Genomic DNA, 24067 nt, shown 5'->3' on the forward strand with positions numbered 1-24067 from the left:
AATGTCTATGAGCTTGCCGCTTTTTCCGCTGAACACGGTGTTGTTTCCGGATTGCATCCTCGACTTGCAGATCTTCGAGGCGCGCTACCTGGACATGATCGGTCGCTGCATGAAACAGGGCGGCGGCTTCGGTGTGGTGTGCATCCTCGACGGTGAAGAAGTCGGCATCGCCCCCGAAGGCTACGCACGAGTGGGGTGCGAGGCGCTGATCACCGACTTCCACCAGCAGGACAATGGCCTGCTGGGCATTCGGGTGAAGGGCGGGCGGCGTTTCCATGTAGTGCGCACTGAGGTGCAGCGCGACCAGTTGATCGTCGCCGAAGTCGAGTGGCTCAAAGATGAGCCTGAGCAACCGCTACAGGATGACGACGCCGACCTTGTCGCGCTGCTCAAGGCTTTGGCGGAGCACCCGATGGTCGAAGCGTTGAGCATGGGCACCGAAGCGACGGGGCAACAGTCGCTGGCCAATCAGTTGGCCTACCTGTTGCCGTTTGCCGAGGTGGACAAGATAGACCTGCTGCAACTTGATGATCCGCAGCAGCGGCTGGATGCGATTCAGGCGTTGCTGGATGAGTTGCAGGGTGAGTTGTTTGCCTGACGTCCGCTAGAAGATCGCAGCCTCCGGCAGCTCCTACATTAAATTGGCGTACACCCTGTAGGAGCTGCCGAAGGCTGCGATCTTTTGATTTTTTCAGTACGCATACCGCAACATCGCATGCGGCATGTGTCTCAACACAAAGAAACCGAACAACGCCACCAACGACGGCAATACCAGCCACCAGATTTTCGGCGGCATGGCGTTGAGCGAAGTCTGGCGTTGAGTCAGCCAAAGACTCACTGCACACACGCACGCCGCCAGCATCGCGCCGGCCAGTACATCGGTCGGCCAGTGCGCGCCCAGGTACACCCGCGAGAAGGCAATCATCAGCGCCGGCAAGCAGCCCACCAATAACCAGGTCAGGCGCATGCGCGGCGGTTGCCCGCGACCCGCCAGCACAGCGAGCGTCAAGAACAGCGCGAAAGAGCCCGAGGCATGGCCGCTGGGCATGCTGTAGCTGGTCAGTGGATCGCTCAGCACTTCCGGGCGCACACGGGCGAAAAAGTGCTTGGTCGCGGTGTTGCCCAGTGCGGTGAACAGCAGGGTGCCGCCGGCGAAGAGTGCGTGTCGCCATTGTCGTGTCAGCAATAGCAAGACTGTCAGCAGCGCGCTGAACATGAACATGTTGCGGAACTCACCGATCAGCGTGAACACCACAGCCACTTCATCAAGCACCGGGCTACGGTGTTCCTGTATCAGGGTCATCAGTCCTTGGTCAAGGGCGGTCAGGTGCGGATAGCCGATGAACAGGCCGATCAGGATCAACAGGCTCATGCTGCTGATCCAGAGGGTCGCCCGGCGATGGCGGCGCAGGCTGCTGTTTGCGCTCAGACCGACCATCACTGCAATGCTGCCGGCGACAATCCCGGCTTCAGGCCAGAAACCTTCCGGCAATGGCAGGCGAATCGCGGCCCCGGTGGCCCAGCCCGGCAGGAGATAGGCGAGGCTCCAGCCCGCGGCAGCCAACAGGCTGACGACGGCGAAGCGCGGGAAGGGCATGTCGAACATCCCGGCGACCATTGGCAGCATTGGCCGCAGCGGGCCGATAAAGCGTCCGACCAACAGGCTGGCGATGCCATAACGCTGGAAATAAGCCTCGGCCCCGGCGATCCATTCCGGATGATGGCGCAACCCCGGCAGGCGACGGATGTTCTGGTGGAAATGTCGCCCTAAAAAGTACGAAACGATGTCGCCCAGCACACCGCCGAGAAAGCCCAGCAGCAGCGTTTCACCCAATGGCAGCGCGCCACTGCCAGCCAGTACCGTTACGGCAAACAGCAACACCGTGCCAGGCACGATCAGTCCGACAATCGCCAGGCATTCCATACAAGCCACTATGAACACTGCCGCGGCCAGCCATTGCGGATTGACCGTCAGCCAACCGGTCACGCTATCGAGCCATGGGCCCATAAAAACAACTCCGTCTGATTCAATTGGCCCTTGGTGGGCGAACACAATTTAAACAGCACCATAAAACCCTGTGGGAGCGGGCTTGCCCGCGATGGCGCCGTGACAGTCAGCCTTAATGTCGACCGGTATGGCCCTATCGCGGGCAAGCCCGCTCCCACAGGGATCTCCTTTGCATCAAGATTCAGCAGGTATCAGGACAACAAAAAATAATCGCGACCTTCGACTTGCCCCCGGCGCAGCGGGTTGCGCGTGCAGTAAAGTGCGTAAGCCGCATCAACAAAACGGTACATCAAGTGTTCGTCGCGCCCGTGGGGAATGCCCAGGCGTGTGGTCTGGATGATGTGGCCGGGCGCTGGCCCGACATCTTCCACCAGCAGCACTTCATGGTCGAAGCGTTTGGCGTCCCAGACTGGCACCTTCAGCCCCAGCGCTCTGCAGAGCAGCGTTTGTCCAGCACACAATTTTTGTGAGGGGCGAGGGCGGCCCCGGGCATCGGGATTGTTCAATAGCATCTGCGCCAGGCTCGCCGGCCCGCTCAGTTCGTCGACCCATGGATAGGCGGACTTGATCAACACCGCATTGCCGGGGCCCTGAGCGCTGAAGTTCAACGAATCGCCGCCGCGGGCGTAATACATATAGATGTGGCCGCCATCCAGAAACAAAGCCTTACGCTTTTCTGTGTAGCCAAGAGAGGCGTGGCTGCCTTTTTCTTCGCAGTAATAGGCTTCGGTCTCGATGATCCGGGCACTGAGCCACAGGTCGCCGACCCGATGACGGATGATTTTGCCCAATAAATCCCGGGCTAGCGTTTGGGCGTCGCGGTCGAAAAATGCATCCGGCAGCCCCTTGGGCGGGGACGTAGTGGAGGCACGAACAGTCAGATTGGTCATGATGAACAGCGTTTATCAGGGCTGATTGAGTCGTGATGATAACAATATGCAGCTTAATCACGGCTGAACGTCGGCAAATTGCGCTCCATTTCGACCATCCGCCTGTCACCGCTGTTAGTCCCGGGACGCGGCAGCTATAATCTGCCGCTTTACTCTTTACCAAGACCTTAGCAAAGACCATTGCAGACCATGACTGAGTCCGTTCTTGACTACATGACCCGTTTGGGTCGCGCCGCCCGCGAAGCTTCCCGCGTGATCGGCCGTGCCAGCACCGCGCAGAAAAACCGTGCGCTGCAGGCGGCTGCCAATGCGCTGGACGCTGCACGCGCCGAACTGACGGCTGCCAATGAGCTGGATTTGGCCGCCGGTCGCGCCAATGGTCTGGAGCCTGCTCTGCTGGAACGCCTGGCACTGACCCCGGAGCGCATCGACGGCATGATCGTCGGTTTGCGTCAGGTCGCGGCACTGCCGGACCCGGTGGGTGCGATCCGCGACATGAGTTATCGCCCGTCCGGCATCCAGGTCGGCAAGATGCGTGTGCCATTGGGCGTGATCGGGATCATCTACGAATCACGGCCGAACGTGACCATCGATGCCGCCAGCCTGTGCCTGAAGTCCGGCAACGCGACCATTCTGCGTGGCGGCTCCGAGGCGATTCATTCCAACCGTGCTATTGCTGCCTGCATCCAGCGCGGCCTGGCCGAGGCCGATCTGCCTGCCGCCGTGGTGCAAGTGGTCGAAACCACCGACCGTGCGGCCGTCGGCGCGCTGATCACCATGCCCGAATACGTCGATGTCATCGTGCCCCGGGGTGGCCGTGGCCTGATCGAACGGGTCAGTCGCGATGCCCGCGTGCCCGTCATCAAGCACCTGGACGGCATCTGTCACGTCTATGTCAGCGCTCATGCCGATCTGCCGAAAGCCCAGCGCATCGCGTTCAACGCCAAGACTTACCGTTATGGCATCTGTGGCGCCATGGAAACCTTGCTGGTCGATCAGGCAGTCGCCAAGGATTTCCTGCCATCGATGGCTGCCCAGTTCCGCGAAAAAGGCGTCGAACTGCGCGGTTGCGAGCGTACCCAGGCGATCATCGAGGCCATTGCAGCGACTGAAGAAGACTGGCACACCGAATACCTGGCGCCGATCCTCTCGATCCGCGTGGTCGACGGTCTGGATCAGGCCATCGAGCACATTAATAAGTACGGCTCCCATCACACCGATTCGATCGTCAGCGAAAACCTGGCAGACACCCGGCGTTTCGTGGCTGAAGTCGATTCGTCTTCGGTCATGATCAACACCCCGACGTGCTTCGCCGATGGCTTCGAATACGGATTGGGTGCCGAGATTGGCATTTCTACTGATAAGCTGCACGCCCGCGGCCCGGTGGGCCTCGAAGGTCTGACCTGCGAGAAGTACATCGTGATCGGTGACGGTCAGTTGCGCGGCCAGGAGTCGGTCTGACTTGGGCGACTTCGACCCGTCAATCCAAGTGACCGCCAGCGAGCCTCTGCCTCGACGCATTGGCGTACTGGGCGGGACCTTCGACCCGGTGCACATCGGCCATTTGCGCGGTGCGCTGGAAGTCGCCGAATCGCTGGCGCTCGATGAGTTGCGTCTGACACCCAGTGCCAGGCCGCCTCATCGCGGTACGCCGCAAGTGTCGGCGAAGGACCGTCTGGCGATGGTCAAGTGCGCGGTGGCCGGTGTGCCTCCGTTGGTGGTGGACGCCCGCGAATTGCAGCGGGACAAACCGTCCTACACCATCGACACCCTGGAACTGATGCGCGCCGAATTGGCCGCCCCAGACCAGGTTTTTCTACTTTTGGGCTGGGACGCATTTTGCGGCCTGCCCACTTGGCACCGCTGGGAAGAGTTGCTCCAGCATTGCCACATCCTGGTGCTGCAACGCCCGGATGCCGACAGCGAACCGCCGGATGCCTTGCGCAACCTGCTGGCAGCGCGCTCGGTGAGCGACCCGCTGGCCCTCAAAGGGCCGAGCGGACAGATTGCATTCGTCTGGCAGACGCCGCTCGCGGTATCCGCCACCCAGATCCGTCAACTGCTGGCCAGCGGTAAGTCGGTACGTTTCCTGGTGCCCGACGCGGTCCTGGCCTACATCGATGCGCACGGGCTTTACCGTGCGTCGAACTGAAAAAGGGCGCGCTTCAAGGCACGTGAATGCGTGTATCGAAGCGCCCGAACACACGAGCAAAACGAGTTTTATATGACTGACAAAGACGTAAACAAAGTAAAGCGCAAGGGCACGTTCAAGAGCGCTCCGCTGCCAGTAGTGGCCAATACCGGCCCGGAACTGCGCGGCGAAGAGCTGGTCAAGGTTGCCGTTGCAGCCCTGGAGGACGTCAAGGCCCAGGATGTTCTGGTGATCGACGTTCGTGAAAAGCAGAGCATCACTGACTTCATGATCATTGCTACCGGTACTTCCAACCGCCAGATCGGCGCGATGCTGGACAAGGTCCGCGAGGCGGTCAAGGCCCAGGGCGTCAAGCCGTTGGGTGAAGAGGGCAAGGGCGACAGCGACTGGGTGTTGCTGGATATGGACGATGTCATCGTGCACATGATGACTGCCAGCGCTCGCCAGTTCTATGACCTGGAGCGTTTGTGGCAGGGTGCCGAGCAGAGCCGTGCCGGCAGCGCCGCGCACCACAGCCCGGAAAACACCCATGAGCATTTCATCAAGCTCAACAAAGACCAGCAATAAGGGAACGCTGTGCGACTGCGACTGATCGCCGTCGGTTCACGCATGCCCAAATGGGTGGAAGAAGGCTGGCATGAATATGCCAAGCGTCTTCCGTCCGAGCTGGCGCTGGAACTGGTGGAAATTCCGCTCAACACTCGCGGCAAGAACGCCGACGTGGCGCGCTTTATCCGTCAGGAAGGCGAAGCCATGCTGGCCAAGGTCGGGCCGAACGAGCGCATTGTCACCCTCGAAGTCCACGGCAAGCCCTGGAGCACCGAGCAACTGGCGGTCGAACTCGATCGTTGGCGGCTGGACTCGCGCACGGTGAATTTCATGGTCGGCGGCCCCGAGGGGCTGGCGCCGGAAGTCTGTGCCCGGGCGGATCAACGCTGGTCGTTGTCACCGTTGACGTTGCCGCACCCGCTGGTGCGGATTCTGATCGGCGAACAGCTGTATCGTGCCTGGACAGTGTTGTCCGGCCACCCTTACCACAAGTAGTTCTGCCCTCATGCCCCAGCCGATCCGTATCAAGGACCACGAAAAAGACGCCCGTCTGGTGCGTGGCCGCGTCGTGTTCGGGGCAATTGCAGTGGTGGCGCTGATTGGCGTGCTGATCGCTCGGCTGTATTTCCTTCAGGTGATCCAGTACGAGTACCACTCGACCCTGTCGGAAAACAACCGCGTCCATGTGCAGCCGATTCCGCCGACGCGCGGGTTGATCTTCGACCGCAATGGCGTGGTGGTGGCCGACAACCGGCCGAGCTTCAGCCTGAGCATGACCCGCGAACGCTCCGGTGACTGGCAGCAAGTGCTCGACGTGATCGTTGAAGTGCTGGAGCTGACGCCCGAGGACCGGGTGATCTTCGAAAAGCGCATGCGTCAGGGGCGCCGACCGTTTGAGCCGGTGCCAATCCTGTTCGAGCTGACCGAAGAGCAGATCGCCCGCATCGCGGTGAACCAGTTCCGCCTGCCTGGCGTGGAAGTGGTCGCGCAACTGGTGCGGCATTACCCGCAGGGCGCGCACTTTGCGCACTCGGTGGGTTACATGGGGCGGATCAACGAGAAAGAGCTGAAGACTCTGGATCCGGTGGGTTACAGCGGCACCCATCAAATTGGTAAAACCGGCATCGAGCGGTTCTACGAGCCCGAGCTGCACGGTCAGGTGGGTTACGAAGAAGTTGAGACCAACGCCCGCGGCCGCGTGCTGCGGGTACTCAAACGTACCGAACCGATTTCCGGCAAGGACATCGTCCTGAGCCTGGACATCAAATTGCAGGAGGCCGCCGAAGCCGCGCTTGGCGGTCGCCGTGGCGCGGTGGTGGCGCTGGACCCGAAAACCGGCGAAGTGCTGGCGATGGTCAGTCAGCCGAGTTTCGACCCGAACCTGTTCGTCACCGGCATCAGCTTCAAAGCCTATTCCGAGTTGCGCGATTCCATCGACCGGCCACTGTTCAACCGCGTGTTGCGTGGTCTGTACCCGCCGGGCTCGACGATTAAACCAGCGGTGGCGATTGCCGGTCTGGATGCGGGCGTGGTTACGGCGTCGACCCGGGTCTACGACCCCGGTTACTACCAACTGCCCAACTACGATCACAAATACCGTAACTGGAACCGTACCGGCGACGGCTACGTGGATCTGGACACGGCGATCATGCGCTCCAATGACACCTACTTTTATGACCTGGCCCACAAGCTGGGGATCGATCGGTTGTCGGCCTACATGAGTAAATTCGGCATTGGCCAGAAAGTCTCCCTCGACATGTTCGAAGAGTCGCCGGGGTTGATGCCGACCCGGGAATGGAAGCGCGCGACCCGTCGTCAAGCCTGGTATCCGGGCGAAACGCTGATTCTCGGGATCGGTCAGGGCTATATGCAGTCCACTCCGTTGCAGTTGGCGCAGGCCACGGCGCTGGTGGCCAACAAGGGTGTCTGGAATCGTCCGCATTTGGCCAAGACCCTCGAAGGCGCGAAGCCGGTGGACGAAAATCCAATGCCGGACATTATCCTGCGCGACCCGTCGGACTGGACCAAGGTCAACCACGGCATGCAGCAGGTGATGCACGGTGCCCGCGGCACCGCGCGTAAGGCCGCGATCGGTTCGCAATACCGGATCGCCGGCAAAAGTGGTACGGCTCAGGTGGTCGCGATCAAGCAGGGCGAGAAATACGACCGCTCCAAGGTTCAGGAGCGCCATCGCGACCACGCCTTGTTCGTTGGCTTCGCGCCGGCCGAAAACCCGAAAATCGTAGTGTCGGTGATGGTCGAGAATGGTGAGTCCGGCTCCGGTGTCGCCGCGCCTGTGGTGCGTCAAGTCATGGACGCCTGGCTCCTGGACCAGGACGGCCGACTGAAAGCCGAATACGCCAGCCCTATCAGTGCGGAGGCTACGGCCCGTGAAGAGTAATTTCGATCGCATCCTCTCCAGCGAGGATGTGATGCGTCGCCGTGCGACGCTGTTGCAACGCATGCACATCGACGGCCCGCTGCTGATCCTGCTGCTGACCCTCGCGGCCGGTAGCCTGTTCGTGCTGTATTCGGCCAGCGGCAAAAGCTGGGATCTGCTGGCCAAGCAAGCGACTTCCTTTGGCATCGGCCTGGTGTCGATGATCGTCATCGCCCAGTTCGAGCCGCGCTTCATGGCCCGCTGGGTGCCCGTCGGTTATGTGATCGGCGTGCTGTTGCTGGTGGTGGTGGACGTCATGGGCCACAACGCCATGGGTGCCACGCGCTGGATCAACATTCCCGGGGTGATCCGCTTCCAGCCCTCGGAGTTCATGAAGATCTTGATGCCGGCAACTATCGCCTGGTACCTGGCCAAGCGCTCCTTGCCGCCACAGCTCAAGCATGTGGGCGTCAGTCTGTTTCTGATCGGGTTGCCATTCATCTTGATCGTGCGCCAGCCCGACCTCGGCACTTCACTGCTTATTCTCGCCGGTGGCGCGTTCGTGCTGTTCATGGGCGGCCTGCGCTGGCGCTGGATTCTCAGCGTAATTGCTGCCGCCGTGCCGGTGTCTGTGGCCATGTGGTACTTCGTGATGCACGATTACCAAAAGCAGCGCGTCCTGACGTTCCTCGACCCGGAGAGCGATCCGCTGGGTACCGGCTGGAACATCATTCAGTCGAAAGCCGCCATTGGTTCCGGTGGCGTGTTCGGCAAAGGCTGGTTGCTTGGCACTCAGTCGCACCTGGACTTCCTGCCGGAAAGCCACACCGACTTCATTATTGCGGTGCTGGGCGAAGAATTCGGCCTGGTGGGCATCTGCGCACTGTTGCTGATTTACCTGCTGTTGATCGGTCGCGGACTGGTGATTACCGCCCAGGCGCAGACATTGTTCGGCAAATTGCTCGCGGGCAGCCTGACCATGACGTTTTTTGTTTACGTTTTCGTCAACATCGGTATGGTCAGTGGCCTGTTGCCGGTTGTGGGAGTGCCGTTGCCGTTCATTAGCTACGGAGGAACTTCGCTGGTGACGCTACTGTCAGCGTTTGGGGTTTTGATGTCGATCCATACCCATCGTAAGTGGATCGCACAGGTTTGAATAAGGTGAAGATTTCAATGCAAGTAATGCGTGGCTGGGCGACTCGATACGCACCGTGGGTCGGCCTGGTAAGCATCCTTGGTACCACGCAGCAAGCGTGGGCCGGCGATTACGAAGGCTCACCCCAGGTGGCCGAGTTCGTCGGTGAAATGACCCGCGACTATGGCTTTGCCGGCGAACAGCTGATGGGCGTGTTCCGCGAAGCCGAGCGCAAACAGTCGATTCTGGACGCGATCTCCAAGCCCGCCGAACGGGTTAAACAGTGGAAAGAATATCGCCCGATGTTCATCACCGACGCGCGCATCGCTCGTGGTGTGGACTTCTGGCGTCAGCACGAAGCGGTCCTGGCTCGCGCCGAGCAGGAATACGGCGTGCCGGCGCAGGTGATCGTCTCGATCATCGGCGTCGAGACCTTTTTTGGTCGAAATACCGGCAATTTCCGGGTAATCGATGCCTTGTCGACCCTGGGTTTCGACTATCCTCCCCGTGCCGAATTCTTCCGCAAGGAATTGCGTGAATTCCTGCTGCTGGCCCGCGAGGAGCAGGTCGACCCGTTGACCCTCAAAGGCTCCTACGCCGGAGCCATGGGTTTGCCGCAGTTCATGCCGAGCAGTTTTCGCGCTTATGCGGTGGATTTCGACGGTGACGGTCACATTAATATCTGGACCAACCCGGATGATGCCATCGGCAGCGTCGCCAGTTATTTCAAGCGTCACGGCTGGGTTGCCGGCGAACCTGTGGTCAGCCGCGCCGATGTGCGTGGCGATCAGGTAGACGAGGGTTTGACCGCCGGCATCGAGCCGACGAAAACCGTCGGGGAGTTGCGGGCGCTGGGCTGGTCGAGTCATGATGCGCTGCGCGATGATATGCCAGTCACGGCTTTCCGTCTGGAAGGTGACAATGGCCCTGAATACTGGATGGGCCTGACGAATTTTTACGCGATCACGCGTTATAACCGCAGCGTGATGTACGCCATGGCCGTACATCAACTGTCTGAACAGCTGGTCCAAGCACGGGGCGTCAAGTAATGCGGGCATTGCCTATGAATAAACCCCTGAAGCTCATGGCGTTCGCCGCGTTGACGGTCCTGGTCGCCAGTTGTTCGACCAGCCGCGCGCCGGCTCAGAAGTCTCCGACCGCCGTTCGTTCGGCACCTGGCCTGGATATCAACCGGGCTCACAAGGATGGCGCACCCTGGTGGGACGTCGACGTATCGCGTATCCCGGATGCCACGCCGACCCTGCACAGTGGTCCTTACAAAGCCAACCCGTACACCGTGCTGGGCAAGACTTATTTCCCGCAGCAGGAATCCAAGACCTACGTCGCGTCGGGCACGGCGTCCTGGTACGGCACCAAGTTCCACGGCCAGAACACCGCCAATGGCGAGGTGTACGACCTGTACGGCATGAGTGCCGCGCACAAGACCTTGCCACTGCCCAGTTACGTTCGGGTGACTAACCTGGACAACAACAAAACCGTGATCCTGCGGGTCAACGACCGTGGGCCGTTCTACTCTGACCGCATCATCGACTTGTCCTATGCTGCCGCCAAAAAGCTCGGCTATGCCGAAACCGGCACGGCGCGGGTCAAGGTCGAAGGCATCGACCCGCAGCAATGGTGGGCAGCCAAAGGCCGTCCGGCGCCCTTGATGCTTAATGAGCCGAAAGTCGCGCAAAATAGCGCCCCGGTGATTACGGCGTCGGCCGGCACCGTCGAACAATGGACGCCACCGCCGCAGCAACACGCCGCGGCCGTAGTGCCCGTGCAAATCGATGCAAAAAAAAACGCTTCTGTACCAGCCTCTGGCCAGTATCTGCAGGTGGGCGCGTTCGCCAACCCGGACGCTGCAGAACTCCTGAGATCGAAGCTCAGCGGGATGGTGAGCGCTCCGGTGTTCATCAGCTCGATCGTGCGTAACCAGCAGACATTGCATCGAGTGCGCCTGGGGCCGATCGGCTCGCCGGGTGAAATTCAGCAAGTGCAGAACAGCGTGCGGCTGGCCAATCTCGGTTCGCCGAGCCTGGTCAGCGCCGAGTAATACCTGGTTCTTGTTTGACGGTTCGCTTGCGGTTTTGGGGGGGGAACCGGGTTGTTGGCTCGTTGAAGAACAAAAGCCCGGCAAGGGTTGCAGAGTGAGCAACTGAACACGCGACAACTTTTTAGAGAGTTGTCTGATTAGTTTTGCCCTAGGGCAGTTTCCATTAGCGATTTCGAGAGACGGATGAACATCACCACCTTTGCCAAACGCCTGTGCCTGCTAGTCCCGCTGCTCCTCTCGCCTGCCGCATTCGCGGTCGAGATGATGCCGTCGCCACCGCAACTGGCCGCCAAAGCCTACGTACTCATGGACGCCAGCAGCGGCAACGTGCTGGTAGAGAACAACGGTGACCAGCGTCTGCCACCGGCCAGCCTGACCAAGCTGATGACCGCCTACATCGCGACCCTGGAAATCCGTCGTGGCCAGATTGGTGAAAACGATCCAGTGACCGTCAGCGAGAACGCCTGGCGTACCGGCGGTTCGCGGATGTTCATCAAGGTCGGCACGCAAGTGACTGTCAGCGACCTGCTGCACGGCATCATCATTCAGTCGGGCAACGACGCCAGTGTTGCGCTCGCCGAGCACATCGCCGGCAGCGAAGACGCATTCGCCGACATGATGAACAAAACCGTTGGCGATCTGGGCATGACCAACAGCCACTTCATGAACCCGACCGGCCTGCCGAACCCGGAGCACTACTCGTCGGCTCACGACATGGCCGTGCTGGCTCGCGCGATCATTCACGAAGACCCGGCTCACTACGCGATCTACTCGCAGAAAGAGTTCTTCTGGAACGGCATCAAGCAGCCTAACCGCAACCTGCTGCTGTGGCGTGACAAGACCGTCGACGGTCTGAAAACCGGTCACACCGACGAAGCCGGCTACTGCATGGTGTCTTCGGCTGTACGCGATGGCATGCGCCTGATCGCCGTGGTGTTCGGCACCAACAGCGAAGTGGCCCGTGCTGCCGAAACCCAGAAGCTGCTGACCTATGGTTTCCGCTTCTTCGAAACCCAGACCTTCTATCAGAAGGGCGCCGAGCTGGCTCAGGCACCTGTCTGGAAAGGCACGACCAATCAAGTCAAGGCCGGTCTGGCTCAAGACCTGACCATGACCCTGCCAAAAGGCCAGCTGAAAAAGCTCGCTGCCAGCATGACCATGACCCCACAACTGGTCGCGCCAATCGCCAAGGGCGATGTGATCGGTAAAGTCGAAGTGAAACTGGACGACAAGGTGGTGCACAGCGCCGACCTGATCGCTCTGGACGCGGTCGACGAGGGTGGTATCTTCCGCCGCATGTGGGATAGCATCCGTCTATTCTTCTACGGCTTGTTCAACTGAATTAGTGTGGACCTGCATGGCCTCGTTCCAATCCGGAGCGGGGCCATGTCCGTTGCCACGGCTTACGAGGCCGTTACGCCATGACAGACACTGAAGTAAAGGCGCCAAAAATCGAATTCCCCTGCGCGGATTACCCGATCAAGGTAATTGGCGACACAGGCGTGGGTTTCAAGGACAAGATCATCGCGATCCTTGAGAAACACGCGACCGTTGACCACAAAACCTTTGCCGAACGGCAGAGTACCAACGGCAAGTACACGACCATCCAGTTGCACATCATCGCCACCGGCCAGGAACAGCTGTACGACATCAACAGCGAGTTGCGGGCTACCGGTTTCGTGCACATGGTGCTGTGATGTCTGGCACGCTGGGCTTTCGCGAGCTCGGTCAGATGGCTTACGAGCCGGTCTGGCATGCCATGCAGCGCTTCACCAACGAGCGCGGCAGCGATGCCGCCGACGAAGTCTGGCTGGTGGAACACCCGCCGGTGTTCACCCAGGGCCAGGCCGGCAAGGCTGAACACCTGTTGCTGCCCGGGGATATTCCGGTGGTTAAGGTCGACCGCGGTGGTCAGGTGACTTATCACGGTCCCGGCCAATTGGTGGCCTACCTGTTGCTGGACGTGCGCAAGCTGGGGTTCGGCGTGCGCGACCTGGTCAGCCGCATGGAGCAATGCCTGATCGAGCTGCTGGCCAGCTACGGCGTGACCGCGGTGGCCAAGCCGGATGCGCCGGGTGTCTATGTCGATGGCGCGAAAATCGCTTCTCTGGGTCTGCGGATCCGCCACGGTTGCTCCTTTCATGGCCTGGCCTTGAACGTGGATATGAACCTGGAACCGTTTCGACGGATTAATCCCTGCGGCTACGCCGGGCTGGCGATGACCCAGCTGAGCGATCACGCAGGATCGATTGAATTTGCCGAGGTAAGTGCCCGGCTGCGCGCGCAGCTCGTCAAACACCTCGACTATGCTGAGCAGACGACCCTAACGGGCGGAATCGACTGATATGACTACTGATGCAGTGCAAACCATGATCCCGACGCTCGATGTCACCGAGCGTCCGGCCCCGCGTGCCAAGGTTGAAGCCGGCGTCAAGCTGCGCGGCGCCGAGAAGGTTGCACGCATCCCGGTGAAGATCATCCCGACCACTGAACTGCCGAAGAAACCCGACTGGATTCGCGTGCGCATCCCGGTTTCCCCGGAAGTCGATCGCATCAAGGCCCTGCTGCGTAAACACAAGCTGCACAGCGTGTGCGAAGAGGCGTCCTGCCCGAACCTGGGCGAGTGCTTCTCCGGCGGCACAGCGACCTTCATGATCATGGGTGACATCTGCACCCGTCGCTGCCCGTTCTGCGACGTTGGCCATGGTCGTCCGAAGCCACTGGACGTCAACGAGCCGGAAAGCCTGGCCATTGCCATCGCCGACCTGAAACTCAAGTACGTCGTCATCACTTCGGTAGACCGCGACGACCTGCGTGACGGCGGTGCCCAGCACTTTGCCGACTGCATCCGCGAAATCCGCAAACTGTCGCCGAACGTGCAGCTCGAAACCCTGGTCCCGGACTACCGTGGTCGCATGGACGTCGCGCTGGAAATCACCGCCGCCGAGCCGCCGGATGTGTTCAACCACAACCTGGAAACCGTACCGCGCCTGTACAAGGCTGCGCGTCCGGGTTCGGATTACCAGTGGTCGCTGACTCTGCTGCAACGTTTCAAGCAGATGATGCCGCACATTCCGACCAAGTCCGGTTTGATGCTGGGCCTAGGCGAAACCGACGAAGAAGTCATCGAAGTCATGAAGCGCATGCGCGAACACGACATCGACATGCTGACCCTGGGCCAGTACCTGCAACCGTCCCGCAGCCACTTGCCGGTCCAGCGCTTCGTGCACCCGGACACTTTCGCCTGGTTTGCCGAGGAAGGTTACAAGATGGGCTTCAAGAACGTCGCTTCCGGCCCGTTGGTACGTTCCTCGTACCACGCCGACGAGCAGGCGAAGCTGGTCAAGGCCGAGCTGATGTCGTCCTGATCTGCTGTGAAAAATGAAAAAACGCCCGCAAGGTTTTCAGCCTTGCGGGCGTTTTTTTGCCTTGCTCACGGCAATTACAGACTTTTCCTGCAACCTGCGGGGCGACGGACCCTCTTCTGTTTGTCCCCGTTCCTGACTACTGTGTATTGAAGCTTTTACACAGGGAGATTCATGGATGACCGCTCGACCGACCCACACCCTTTGTCCTCACGCCCCCGTTCCGGCCTTATCGTCGCAAGGGCTGATCGGCGTGATCGCGCCCGCCGGCCCCGCAGCACTGGATACCGACAAAGCCATTGCCTGGATGCGCGCTCGCGGCTATTCATTGCGGGTGTTTCCCGGCGTTTACCAGACAGATGGCTACCTGGCCGGCAGCGACGAGGTGCGGCTCAATGACTTGCACGCGGCATTCGCTGACAGCGAGGTCGACGCGATCATCTGTCTGCGTGGCGGTTACGGTACGCCACGTTTGCTCGATCGCATCGATTTCGAATTACTGCGCAACAACGCCAAGCCGTTCGTCGGCTACAGCGACGTCACTGCACTGCACTCGGCCATCAGTCGTTATGCAGGGTTCGTGACCTTCCATGGCCCGATGCTCAACGCTGACCTGCTGGGTGACAAGCAACAACCCACCGAGTTCTCGTTTTTCAACATGCTGCGCGGGCAGGTGAAGGCGGGCAGTGTGCTTTCTCACCCGGTGGCCTGGCCGTTGACCACAATCGAGCCCGGCATCGCTCATGGGCGTTTGCTGGGGGGCAATCTGTCGATGATCGCCGCGACCATGGGCACGCCTTACGAGATCGATGCCGAAGGCGTCATCCTGTTCATCGAGGACATCAACGAACCGCTGTATCGCATCGATCGGCTGCTGACTCATTTGCGTCTGGCCGGCACGCTGCACAAGCTGCGTGGGGTTCTGGTGGGGGATGTGGCGGGGGTTGATGCGATTGCGCTGGAGAGGTTGCTCAAGCAGACCTTTGCTCCTTTGCGCATACCCGTGCTGGCCGGATGGCGTAGCGGGCATTGTGATCCGAATTTGACGCTGCCGATGGGCGCGCTGGTCAGGCTGGATGCGGGGAACAAGGTGTTGGTGTTGGAGCAGGATGTGGTGATCGAGCGGTAGTTCGTTAGCGTCTGTTAGTCAGTCTTCGCGGGCAAGCCTCGCTCCTACAGGGGAACGTTGATCACGCAATCTCTGTAGGAGCGAGGCTTGCCCGCGAAGCTTTTAGCGGTTACGCAACCCTTCCAGCAACTTGTGCGTCGGATAACCATCTGCTGGCCAGCCAAACGACTGCTGGGCGCTGCGGATCGCTTTGCGGGTATTGGCGCCGATAATCCCGTCGGCGGTCCCTGCGTCGTAGTTCTGGGCGCTCAGCAGGTTTTGCAGTTCGATTCGCTCGGTACGGCTCAGCGGCAAGTCATCTTTTGGCCATAGACCGCTGATCAAGCCGCCGCCATTGAAACGCTCGGACAACAGACTCACGGCCAAGGCATAGGACGAAGAGTTGTTGTACTTGAGAATCGCGCGGAAGTTATCGAGAACCAGGAACGCCGGGCCGCGATAGCCGGCAGGCAGCAGCAGGGCGGCCGACAGGTGTTCGGAACCTGCTGGAACCTGGCCGCCATTGGGCAGGGTCACCCCCAGTTGCTGCCACTCGGTAACGCTCTTGCGAATCGTGCCATCGGCCAGGGCGTAATTGAAGCCGCTCGGCAATTGCGCTTCGAAGCCCCAGGGCTGGCCTTTCTGCCAGCCAGAGCTTTGCAGGTAGTGCGCGGTCGAGGCCAATGCATCTGCGGAGCTGTTCCAGATGTCGCGGCGGCCATCGCCGTCGAAGTCCACAGCGTGGGTATTGTAGGTGGTCGGAATGAACTGGGTCTGACCCATGGCGCCGGCCCAGGAACCGAGCATGTTCTCTGGTTCGATATCACCCTGCTGCAGGATTTGCAGGGCAGCGATCAGTTGCGCATGAGCAAAGCCCGGACGTCGACCTTCATAAGCCAGGGTCGCCAGGGAGTTGATCACCGACTTGCTGCCCTGGAACTGACCGAAGTTACTTTCCATGCCCCACACCGCGACCAATGCCTGGCGGTCGACGCCGTAGCGCTGCTCGATGCTTTGCAGGATGTCGGCGTACTGGCTGACCAGCGCCTGACCTTTGCGCACCCGTAGCGGCGACAGCGCCCCGTCGAGGTACTCCCACACCGGGCGAGTAAATTCCGGTTGGCTACGGTCGGCACGGATCACACTGTCGTCCACGCTGACATTGGCAAACGCACGGTCGAACAAGTCGGCGCGAATCCCGGCGGCGAGGGCGTCTTTGCGAAAACCCGCCTGCCATTCGGCAAAGGTCTGGGTAGGCTGGATGTCGAGATTCTCACCGGTTGGCACCACCGGCGGAATGATCGCGGGGGCCGTCGCAACGGTGCGGGTCTGAAGCGGTTGGGCGTCGGCGGCGGTGGGTTTTTCCGCACAGGCGACAAGCAGAACGAGGCTGGAGGCAGCTATCAGTTGGCGAAGGTGCCAACGACGGGAAAGACAAAGGGGCATGCACAGGTCCAGAGGATACGAATCAGGTGCAGACCTTAACATGCCTGTGGAATGAATCGGGCTACACAGGAATGGATTTTGAGGGCGCTGATCAGCCGGCTTGCCAAAATAGCGCCATTGTTCTATTGAAATCAACTGTCATTTATGACAGCTATCCGGGCTATGGTTTGGCGTATTTAATGAGTGTGACGACTTATTGGGCGGGCTTGCAAGTGTTGGCTCCGCTCTTATTAAGCACGTACCCATGAGGGCGCTGAAATGAAATGTGTACTGTGGATGTTGATAATTGGGTTGTTGGCTGGCTGTTCGTCACAGCATCATTCGGATACGAGCCTGCTGTCGGATGGAGCTGTAGTTGCCAGTGCTACAGAGTCTATCGATGCCAGTTCGACGGGGCCGCAAGTGGCCGCGGAGTTGACTCGGCGCTATCGAGACACCCGAATTAATTGTGGAAAGGAATCGATGCCGGCTTTTTTATGTTCAGGCATTTTATTACGGGGCACAGCACTCGCTGCGGGATTTGATGTATGGGATCCAAGTCCGACGGCGATCAGGACTGGAGGTACATCTTTTTCTTATGTCAGATCCGACTACAAAATGAAGCGTCTGGCGTTTACTTATAACAAGGGTCTTATCTTTTTTCCGATACTGAGCACGCCCGCGGGCAAGGCAAATATCGAAGTGCTGTGTTTCTTTCCGGTGGATGGTACATCAGATTCGCGCACCAATAATGGTTGTGGTGAAGTTCCAGGCTATCCAAGTAGCATTGCTTGCAATTCGCAAAATATTCGCACGGGTGAGCAATGGGCTGCGAACTATCGCAAATATGCGTCTACGGGGCACCACTTTCGCGCGGTATGCAGTTTTGATGTGAGAGATGCGGTTAACAATCTCTCCGGGCCGAACTTCTATCAAGGGATGATAGGAGGGCGTGCGATTTCGCCTATAACCTTTAATATTCCAAACGACGTAAAGCTTAAGACGTGGCAGGCGGGTCTGGCGAAGACATTACCGATTGAAGCGTTTTTTTATTATGTTCGGGATGGCAAATCCGGATTGGCGGACGTTCAGGTCGATCAGCGTCGATTCAAGGTGTTGACTGGGGTTGCGATCCCGATCATCAAAGTCACCATGCCTAGAACGCTTGAAGAAAGCACTACATTCGCCTATCTGGAGGCTGATCAAGCGGTCAACTGACGTTCATTTCAAGCGGCCAGAAAGCAAGAAGCCTCCCAGCTTTTAGACTGGAAGGCTTCGCGGCGGTAGCTGCCTTTGCCCTTGGTTGGCCGTTCCTGGCGGCTGCGGAACAGGGGTTGGGCGATGATGGATTTGGCCTTGTTGGGGCGTTTTTTGCTCATGGTGGTCTCCTGTAGAAGGGGGGAGTATACAGCGTTCTTTCAGTAGCGTAATCCACGCTTGATATGAGTTAGGGGTAACTCTGATTGCCTTGATATGCCTGGAACTGAATACGGATTTTTAGTGGTCGCCCGATGAAGCAGTACGGCTGATTTCATAACGACTATGCCGCATTAAGGATATTAATCATGAAGAAAATCATCTTGTTAGTTTGGGCCTTTCTGTTGGTTGCCTGTTCTACCCAGCGAGAAGAACAGGTGCCGCTTCAGAGCGTATCGAATGAAGAACAACTGGCCCCCTTGGCGCAAAGCCGAAATAATGGCGCTGCAGTCGCTGCCGATCTCAATGTCAAATGGAGTCAAACATCACGCAATTGTTTCAATAGTGAAACTGCACCTAGCTTTTTGTGTTCGGGTGTTGTGATTAGAGGAACAACTTATGGGGATGGCTACAATGTTTGGGATCCAAGTCCGGGTGGCGTGAAAAATGGATTTGTAGCATTTTCCTATATGCGCCAGGATTCAAAGTTTCCAGCTCTTTATGGCCATGCAAATAATGGTTATATAGCGACGCCGATTTCTGAATTGACTGCCGGGCAATTAAGATTTCAGTACCTTTGTTTTTTTCCAATAGATGGCGCGACAGAATGGCGTTCGGATAATGGCTGTGGGCAGCACAGTCTTCACGGTGCCATAAGCCGCTATTGTTCTTCGCAAGGTATTAGTAACGCGGATCAATTCGTGGCGCACTATATGGCTAATACACCGGTCCGGGAGCAGAAGCAATGTAGCTTCGACGTTCGTGACACATCGACTTATCAAACGGCAGCCTTGTTCCGTGAGGGATTACTGGCGATGCGAAGAATTCCTAAAAATAAAGTAAACGATGAAAATGAACTTGTGGTTCGGGTTTGGAATAAGCAGGCGCCTGCCAATATGCCCATAAAGTCATTTTTTTATACAGATGCATCAGGTTTGAATCAAGCGAAAAAGAACCAAAACTCTTACTACAGCCAAACCGGCGGAAAAATTGTGCCAATCGTAAAGCTGACAATTAACAGTTCAACTTGGGCTGCCTTGTTCAGCTACTCCGCTGCTGATCAGGTTTACCCTTGAGGCTTCGTGCATTCATCGGTTATCCGAACCCGTAGCGAGAGGTGGCCCCCCGGCGGTTGGCGTTACTCGGCTGGTAATGCCAATCGTTGGCCAGCCATCAAAAGTGAGAGTCGGCTCAGACTCATCCACGGCGAGCCCGCCGCCTGGCCCTTGATCTGCGCATCAATTCGCTGCGCTTCGAGCAACAACTGCGCCCAGCGTTGCGCCGAGTAGCGTTGCAGCGCCTTGCTCATCAGCGGTTTGCGTTTGTCCCAGATTGGCGGTCGGGCCTGGCTGAAGGCTTTGTCCAGTGGCACGCCCTGGCTGTATTGCAGCGAGAGGTTGGCCAGCAGGCGCAGCTCCCGGGCCAGCGCCCAGAGAATCACCGGCGGTTCGACGCCTTCGCCGCGCAACCCTTCGAGCATGCGCAGGGCGTGAGCAGCCTCGCCATTAAGAATCGCATCGGTCAGGCCGAAGACGTCGAAACGCGCACTGTCGGCCACTGCCGCTTGCACGGTTTCGACGGTGATCTGGCCACCCTCGGCCATCAGCTTGAGCTTTTCGATTTCCTGGGCGGCAGCCAGCAAGTTGCCCTCGACCCGAGCGGCGATCAGTTCGACGGCGTCCTGACTGGCGGAAAGCCCGGCCTGGGACAGGCGTTGGCGGATCCAGCTCGGCAACTGGTTGGTGTCCACTGGCCAGATCTGCACGAACTGGGTTTGCGGACCTTCGATCAGTGCCTTGCCCCACTTGGTCTTTTGCGCGCTGCCGTCAAGCTTGGGCAGGCTGATCAATAGCACCGTGTCTTCAGCCGGGCGCGAGCAATACTCGATGAATGCCGCGGCGCCTTTGTCACCGGGTTTGCCAGAGGGCAGACGCAGTTCCAGAAGACGTTTTTCAGCGAACAGCGACATGCTGGCGCCGGCCTGTAGCAGCGTACCCCAGTCGAAACTGGCGTCGGCGGCGAAGACCTGGCGTTCATCGAAACCTTGTTGGCGGGCAGCCGCGCGGATGGCGTCGGCGGCTTCCTGGCACAGCAGTGGGTCATCGCCACTGATGACGTAGACCGGCGCGAGGGCGCCTTGCAGGTGTTTACCGAGTTGGGCGGGGGCGAGTTTCATAAGAAGAGGCGAACGGGGCGCCTGAGCGCCCCGTAAGGCTTATTGCTGCGGCAGTTCGACAGGCGACTGACGCGGAGTTTCCGCTTCAGCCTTCTGCGCCGCTTCCAGTGCGTCGGCTTCAGCCTTGGCCCTGGCGTCTGCGGTCTGTTGCAGATGTTCCAGCTGAGTCGGGGTCAGCTGTTGCAGGCGCAGCATCATGCGTTGAACCAGTTCACGACGCATTTCCTTGCGGGCATCGTTGGCTTCCTGGTCAGAACCCACCAGGTTGTTGCCGTCATGGATGAAGACTTTCTGTACTTCGAGCTTGTCGCTCAGCAGTTGCAGGTTGCCTTGACCCCGGATGTCGTAGCTCAGCACCGTGCTCATCTGGTACTCGCCAGTACGACCGGCGCCCGCGTAACTGAGGATGCGCTGGCTTTCCTGCTCATCGGCCAGAAACAGCTTGTAAGGCGCGCCGCTGTAAACCTTGACACCACTGCTTTCCAGCACCTGACGCAGTTGCGTCACGGTTTCGCCGTAGGCATTGCGGGCACTCAGATCGAGTTCCTTGATCGCCAGTTCAGTGGTGCCGGTGCCGCGCAGCTGGAAACCGCAGGCGCTCAGCAGGACTGCAAGGCCCATCACCAGCAAATTGCGTTTGATCATCTTGTTGCTCCCCTTGAAACCATGTGGGCCGGTCAAGCGGCCCGAAAGGTTTTACTCGGCGCCAGGCATGACCTGGCGCCCGATCCAATTTAGCTGGCGACGATATTGACCAGTTTCCCGGGCACTACGATCACTTTGCGAATAGTCAGGCCATCGACGAAGCGCAGGACGTTTTCGTTGGCCCGTGCGGCAGCTTCGACTTCTTCGCGGCTGGCGCTGGCCGGCATTTCGATGTGGCCGCGCAATTTGCCATTCACTTGAATGACAAGCTGCAGGCTGTCCTGCACCAGGGCGTTTTCATCCAGTACTGGCCAACCGGCATCGATTACCGGGTCAGCATGGCCCAGTCGATGCCACAGTTCGTGGCTGATGTGCGGGGTGATCGGCGCCAGCAGCAGGACTACGGTTTCCAGACCTTCGTGAATCAGTGCGCGATCCTGTTCGGTGCCTTGCGCGGCTTTTTCCAGCACGTTCATCAGCGTCATCACTTGGGCGATGGCGGTGTTGAATTTGTGGTTCTGGCCGACGTCGTGGCTGGCCTGCTTGATGGCCTGGTGGATCGAACGGCGAATGGCTTTCTGCTCGTCATTGAGGCTGGCGACGTCCAGTTTGCCCGGCAGGCCCTGAGTGACGTGCGCTTGAGCCAGACGCCAGACGCGTTTGAGGAAGCGGTGCGAGCCCTCTACGCCGGAGTCGGACCATTCCGCGCTCATGTCTGGTGGCGAGGCGAACATCATGAACAGGCGGCAGGTGTCTGCGCCAAACTGGTCAATCATCGACTGTGGGTCGACGCCGTTGTTTTTTGACTTGGCCATCTTCTCGGTGCCACCGATTTCCACCGGCAGGCCGTCTGCGATCAGCTTGGCGCTAATAACCTTGGCCTTGCTGTCACGCTCAAGCTCCACGTCCGCCGGGTTGAACCAGGTGTAAGCACCATTGGCTTCGCGACGATAGTAAGTCTCGGCGATTACCATGCCCTGGGTCAGCAGGTTCTTGAACGGCTCGTTGGAACTCACCAGGCCTTCGTCGCGCATCAGCTTGTGGAAGAAACGCGCATAAAGCAGGTGAAGAATCGCGTGCTCGATACCGCCGATGTACTGATCCACCGGCAACCAATGGTCGGCCGCCGCTTTTTCTACCAGGCCACCTTCATAGTGCGGCGAGGCGTAGCGGGCATAGTACCAAGAGGACTCGACGAAGGTGTCCATGGTGTCGGTTTCACGCTTGGCAGGCTGACCACATTTCGGGCAGCTGCACTCGTAGAACTCGGGCATGCGCGCCAGTGGTGATCCGGCGCCGTCCGGTACGACGTCTTCCGGCAGCACGACTGGCAGTTGATCTTCCGGCACCGGCACATCACCGCAGGTGGTGCAGTGAATGATCGGGATCGGGCAGCCCCAGTAGCGCTGACGGCTGATGCCCCAGTCGCGCAGGCGGAACTGGGTGCGCGAGGCGCCAAGGCTCTTCTTGATCAGCGCAACTTCGATGGCGTCGAACGCGCCGGCGAAGTCCAGACCGTCGAATTCACCGGAGTTGATCAGCGTGCCATGCTCGCCGTAGGCGTCTTGCCACGGGGCCGGGTTGGTCTCGCCGGAGCTGGTGCGCACCACGGATTTGATCGGCAGGTTGTACTTGGTGGCGAACTCGAAATCACGTTCGTCGTGAGCCGGTACAGCCATTACCGCGCCATCGCCGTAATGCATCAGTACGTAGTTGGCGACCCATACCGGGAGTTTCTCACCGGTCAGCGGATGCTCGACGAGCAGCGAGGTTGGCAGACCTTTTTTCTCTTGAGTGGCGACGTCGGCTTCGGCGACGCTGCCGCCCTTGCATTCAGCGATGAACGCTTGCAGCTCAGGGTTGTTCTGTGCGGCCAGGGCAGCCAAATGGTGTTCGGCGGCCACGGCAACGTAGGTCGCGCCCATCAGGGTGTCTGGACGGGTGGTGAATACTTTCAGCGCGCCGGTTTCGCCGATGGAAGCGACGTCGTACGGGAACTGCACTTCCATGCCGCGGGATTTGCCGATCCAGTTGCGCTGCATGGTCTTGACCTGCTCAGGCCAGCCTGTCAGTTCGTCGAGGCTTTCCAGCAGCTCATCCGCGTAGGCGGTGATCTTGAAGTAGTACATCGGGATTTCGCGCTTTTCGATCAGCGCGCCGGAACGCCAGCCGCGACCGTCGATCACTTGCTCGTTGGCCAGAACGGTCTGGTCGACCGGGTCCCAGTTCACGGTGCCGCTTTTCTTGTAAATCACGCCTTTTTCGAACAGGCGAGTGAACAGCCATTGTTCCCAGCGGTAGTAATCGGGCTTGCAGGTGGTCACTTCACGCGACCAGTCCACCGCCAGGCCCAGGCTGCGCAGCTGGTTTTTCATGTAGGCGATGTTTTCGTAGGTCCACTTGGCGGGCGCTACGTTGTTCTTCATCGCGGCGTTTTCCGCCGGCATGCCGAAGGCGTCCCAACCCATGGGTTGCAGGACGTTCTTGCCTTGCATGCGCTGGTAGCGGGAGATCACGTCGCCGATGGTGTAGTTGCGCACGTGCCCCATGTGTAGCTTGCCGCTGGGGTAAGGGAACATCGACAGGCAGTAGAACGTCTCCTTGCCTGGCTGTTCACTGACTTCAAAGGACTTTTGCTCGTCCCAGAACGACTGGGCGGCGGCTTCGATTTCACGGGGCTGATATTGTTCGTGCATGGCTACTTTTGAACTGAATAGGGGTGGCCTAATCCTCTTCAATGCAACGCTGGGCGGTGATAA

23 protein-coding genes are annotated in these 24067 nt (G+C 59.3%); 16 read left to right on the forward strand and 7 right to left on the reverse strand.

From position 1 onward, the window contains the following. The first annotated feature begins 7 nt into the window (after window positions 1-7). Window positions 8-598, forward strand: a complete 591-nt coding sequence (locus TU81_RS21060) for an LON peptidase substrate-binding domain-containing protein (RefSeq protein ID WP_038981372.1) — start codon at window positions 8-10, stop codon at window positions 596-598. A 93-nt stretch (window positions 599-691) separates the two neighbouring features. Here TU81_RS21060 and TU81_RS21065 read toward each other — a convergent pair whose 3' ends face one another. Both TU81_RS21065 and TU81_RS21070 read right to left on the reverse strand, forming a co-directional pair. Beyond that, on the reverse strand, window positions 692-2008 hold the full coding sequence (locus TU81_RS21065; protein ID WP_048396436.1) for a bifunctional DedA family/phosphatase PAP2 family protein: 1317 nt from the start codon (window positions 2006-2008) through the stop codon (window positions 692-694). 191 nt (window positions 2009-2199) lie between these two features. Continuing rightward, window positions 2200-2898 carry a DNA-3-methyladenine glycosylase gene (locus tag TU81_RS21070; protein ID WP_048396437.1) on the reverse strand — a complete coding sequence of 233 codons (699 nt, stop codon included), beginning with the start codon at window positions 2896-2898 and terminating at the stop codon, window positions 2200-2202. Between the two features lie 189 nt (window positions 2899-3087). Here TU81_RS21070 and TU81_RS21075 point away from each other — a divergent pair, with 189 nt between their 5' ends. The 13 genes from TU81_RS21075 (at window position 3088) to TU81_RS21135 (ending at window position 15667) form a co-directional block, all read left to right on the forward strand. Continuing rightward, window positions 3088-4359, forward strand: coding sequence for a glutamate-5-semialdehyde dehydrogenase (locus tag TU81_RS21075; RefSeq protein WP_048396438.1), 1272 nt, complete (start codon window positions 3088-3090; stop codon window positions 4357-4359). Between the two features lie 46 nt (window positions 4360-4405). Further along, entirely contained in the window at window positions 4406-5050 is a 645-nt protein-coding gene (nadD, locus tag TU81_RS21080; protein ID WP_161794745.1) for a nicotinate-nucleotide adenylyltransferase, read from the forward strand. A 72-nt stretch (window positions 5051-5122) separates the two neighbouring features. Beyond that, on the forward strand, window positions 5123-5617 hold the full coding sequence (gene rsfS, locus TU81_RS21085) for a ribosome silencing factor (RefSeq protein ID WP_038981377.1): 495 nt from the start codon (window positions 5123-5125) through the stop codon (window positions 5615-5617). 9 nt (window positions 5618-5626) lie between these two features. Further along, a complete protein-coding gene (rlmH, locus tag TU81_RS21090; RefSeq protein ID WP_003185785.1) occupies window positions 5627-6094 on the forward strand; it encodes a 23S rRNA (pseudouridine(1915)-N(3))-methyltransferase RlmH in 468 nt (155 codons plus the stop codon). Window positions 6095-6104: 10 nt separating this feature from the next. Beyond that, window positions 6105-8000 (forward strand): penicillin-binding protein 2, encoded by a 1896-nt coding sequence (mrdA, locus tag TU81_RS21095; protein WP_048396440.1) that lies wholly within the window; start codon window positions 6105-6107, stop codon window positions 7998-8000. Window positions 8001-8031: 31 nt separating this feature from the next. Then, on the forward strand, window positions 8032-9135 hold the full coding sequence (gene rodA / locus TU81_RS21100) for a rod shape-determining protein RodA (RefSeq protein WP_048396506.1): 1104 nt from the start codon (window positions 8032-8034) through the stop codon (window positions 9133-9135). Between the two features lie 17 nt (window positions 9136-9152). Then, a complete protein-coding gene (gene mltB / locus TU81_RS21105; RefSeq protein WP_048396441.1) occupies window positions 9153-10163 on the forward strand; it encodes a lytic murein transglycosylase B in 1011 nt (336 codons plus the stop codon). Next, window positions 10163-11173: a septal ring lytic transglycosylase RlpA family protein gene (locus TU81_RS21110; RefSeq protein WP_038981381.1), complete on the forward strand. Its 1011-nt coding sequence runs from the start codon at window positions 10163-10165 to the stop codon at window positions 11171-11173. The genes mltB and TU81_RS21110 overlap by 1 nt, the downstream gene beginning before the upstream one ends. Window positions 11174-11356: 183 nt before the next feature. Then, on the forward strand, window positions 11357-12514 hold the full coding sequence (locus TU81_RS21115; RefSeq protein WP_038981382.1) for a D-alanyl-D-alanine carboxypeptidase family protein: 1158 nt from the start codon (window positions 11357-11359) through the stop codon (window positions 12512-12514). Between the two features lie 80 nt (window positions 12515-12594). Then, a complete protein-coding gene (locus TU81_RS21120) occupies window positions 12595-12870 on the forward strand; it encodes a DUF493 domain-containing protein (RefSeq protein ID WP_038981383.1) in 276 nt (91 codons plus the stop codon). Then, entirely contained in the window at window positions 12870-13517 is a 648-nt protein-coding gene (gene lipB / locus TU81_RS21125) for a lipoyl(octanoyl) transferase LipB (protein ID WP_038981384.1), read from the forward strand. The genes TU81_RS21120 and lipB overlap by 1 nt, the downstream gene beginning before the upstream one ends. A 1-nt stretch (window position 13518) precedes the next feature. Then, window positions 13519-14541, forward strand: coding sequence for a lipoyl synthase (gene lipA / locus TU81_RS21130; protein WP_007946663.1), 1023 nt, complete (start codon window positions 13519-13521; stop codon window positions 14539-14541). A 175-nt stretch (window positions 14542-14716) separates the two neighbouring features. Next, the gene (locus TU81_RS21135; protein WP_048396442.1) at window positions 14717-15667 is read left to right on the forward strand and encodes a S66 peptidase family protein; all 951 of its coding nucleotides are present in this window, start codon (window positions 14717-14719) and stop codon (window positions 15665-15667) included. Between the two features lie 102 nt (window positions 15668-15769). Here TU81_RS21135 and TU81_RS21140 read toward each other — a convergent pair whose 3' ends face one another. Further along, a complete protein-coding gene (locus tag TU81_RS21140; protein ID WP_038981386.1) occupies window positions 15770-17092 on the reverse strand; it encodes a lytic murein transglycosylase in 1323 nt (440 codons plus the stop codon). Window positions 17093-17350: 258 nt separating this feature from the next. On the opposite strand from TU81_RS21140, the gene TU81_RS30350 reads away from it, so the two are divergent. Next, window positions 17351-18289: a halovibrin HvnA gene (locus tag TU81_RS30350; protein WP_151152245.1), complete on the forward strand. Its 939-nt coding sequence runs from the start codon at window positions 17351-17353 to the stop codon at window positions 18287-18289. Between the two features lie 8 nt (window positions 18290-18297). Here TU81_RS30350 and arfA read toward each other — a convergent pair whose 3' ends face one another. Further along, the gene (gene arfA / locus TU81_RS21150) at window positions 18298-18450 is read right to left on the reverse strand and encodes an alternative ribosome rescue factor ArfA (protein WP_048396443.1); all 153 of its coding nucleotides are present in this window, start codon (window positions 18448-18450) and stop codon (window positions 18298-18300) included. Between the two features lie 186 nt (window positions 18451-18636). On the opposite strand from arfA, the gene TU81_RS29755 reads away from it, so the two are divergent. After that, window positions 18637-19563, forward strand: coding sequence for a hypothetical protein (locus tag TU81_RS29755; RefSeq protein ID WP_082157863.1), 927 nt, complete (start codon window positions 18637-18639; stop codon window positions 19561-19563). Window positions 19564-19625: 62 nt separating this feature from the next. Here TU81_RS29755 and holA read toward each other — a convergent pair whose 3' ends face one another. The 3 genes from holA to leuS all read right to left on the reverse strand — a co-directional run bounded on the left by holA (window position 19626) and on the right by leuS (window position 24004). After that, the gene (gene holA, locus TU81_RS21155) at window positions 19626-20663 is read right to left on the reverse strand and encodes a DNA polymerase III subunit delta (protein ID WP_048396444.1); all 1038 of its coding nucleotides are present in this window, start codon (window positions 20661-20663) and stop codon (window positions 19626-19628) included. 39 nt (window positions 20664-20702) lie between these two features. Next, complete coding sequence (locus TU81_RS21160; protein WP_048396445.1) at window positions 20703-21308, reverse strand: LPS-assembly lipoprotein LptE; 606 nt, start codon at window positions 21306-21308, stop codon at window positions 20703-20705. An 89-nt stretch (window positions 21309-21397) separates the two neighbouring features. After that, window positions 21398-24004, reverse strand: coding sequence for a leucine--tRNA ligase (leuS, locus tag TU81_RS21165; RefSeq protein ID WP_048396446.1), 2607 nt, complete (start codon window positions 24002-24004; stop codon window positions 21398-21400). Window positions 24005-24067: the final 63 nt, after the last annotated feature.

Origin of the sequence: Pseudomonas lini (genome assembly GCF_001042905.1) — a bacterium.
Classification (GTDB): domain Bacteria; phylum Pseudomonadota; class Gammaproteobacteria; order Pseudomonadales; family Pseudomonadaceae; genus Aquipseudomonas; species Aquipseudomonas lini.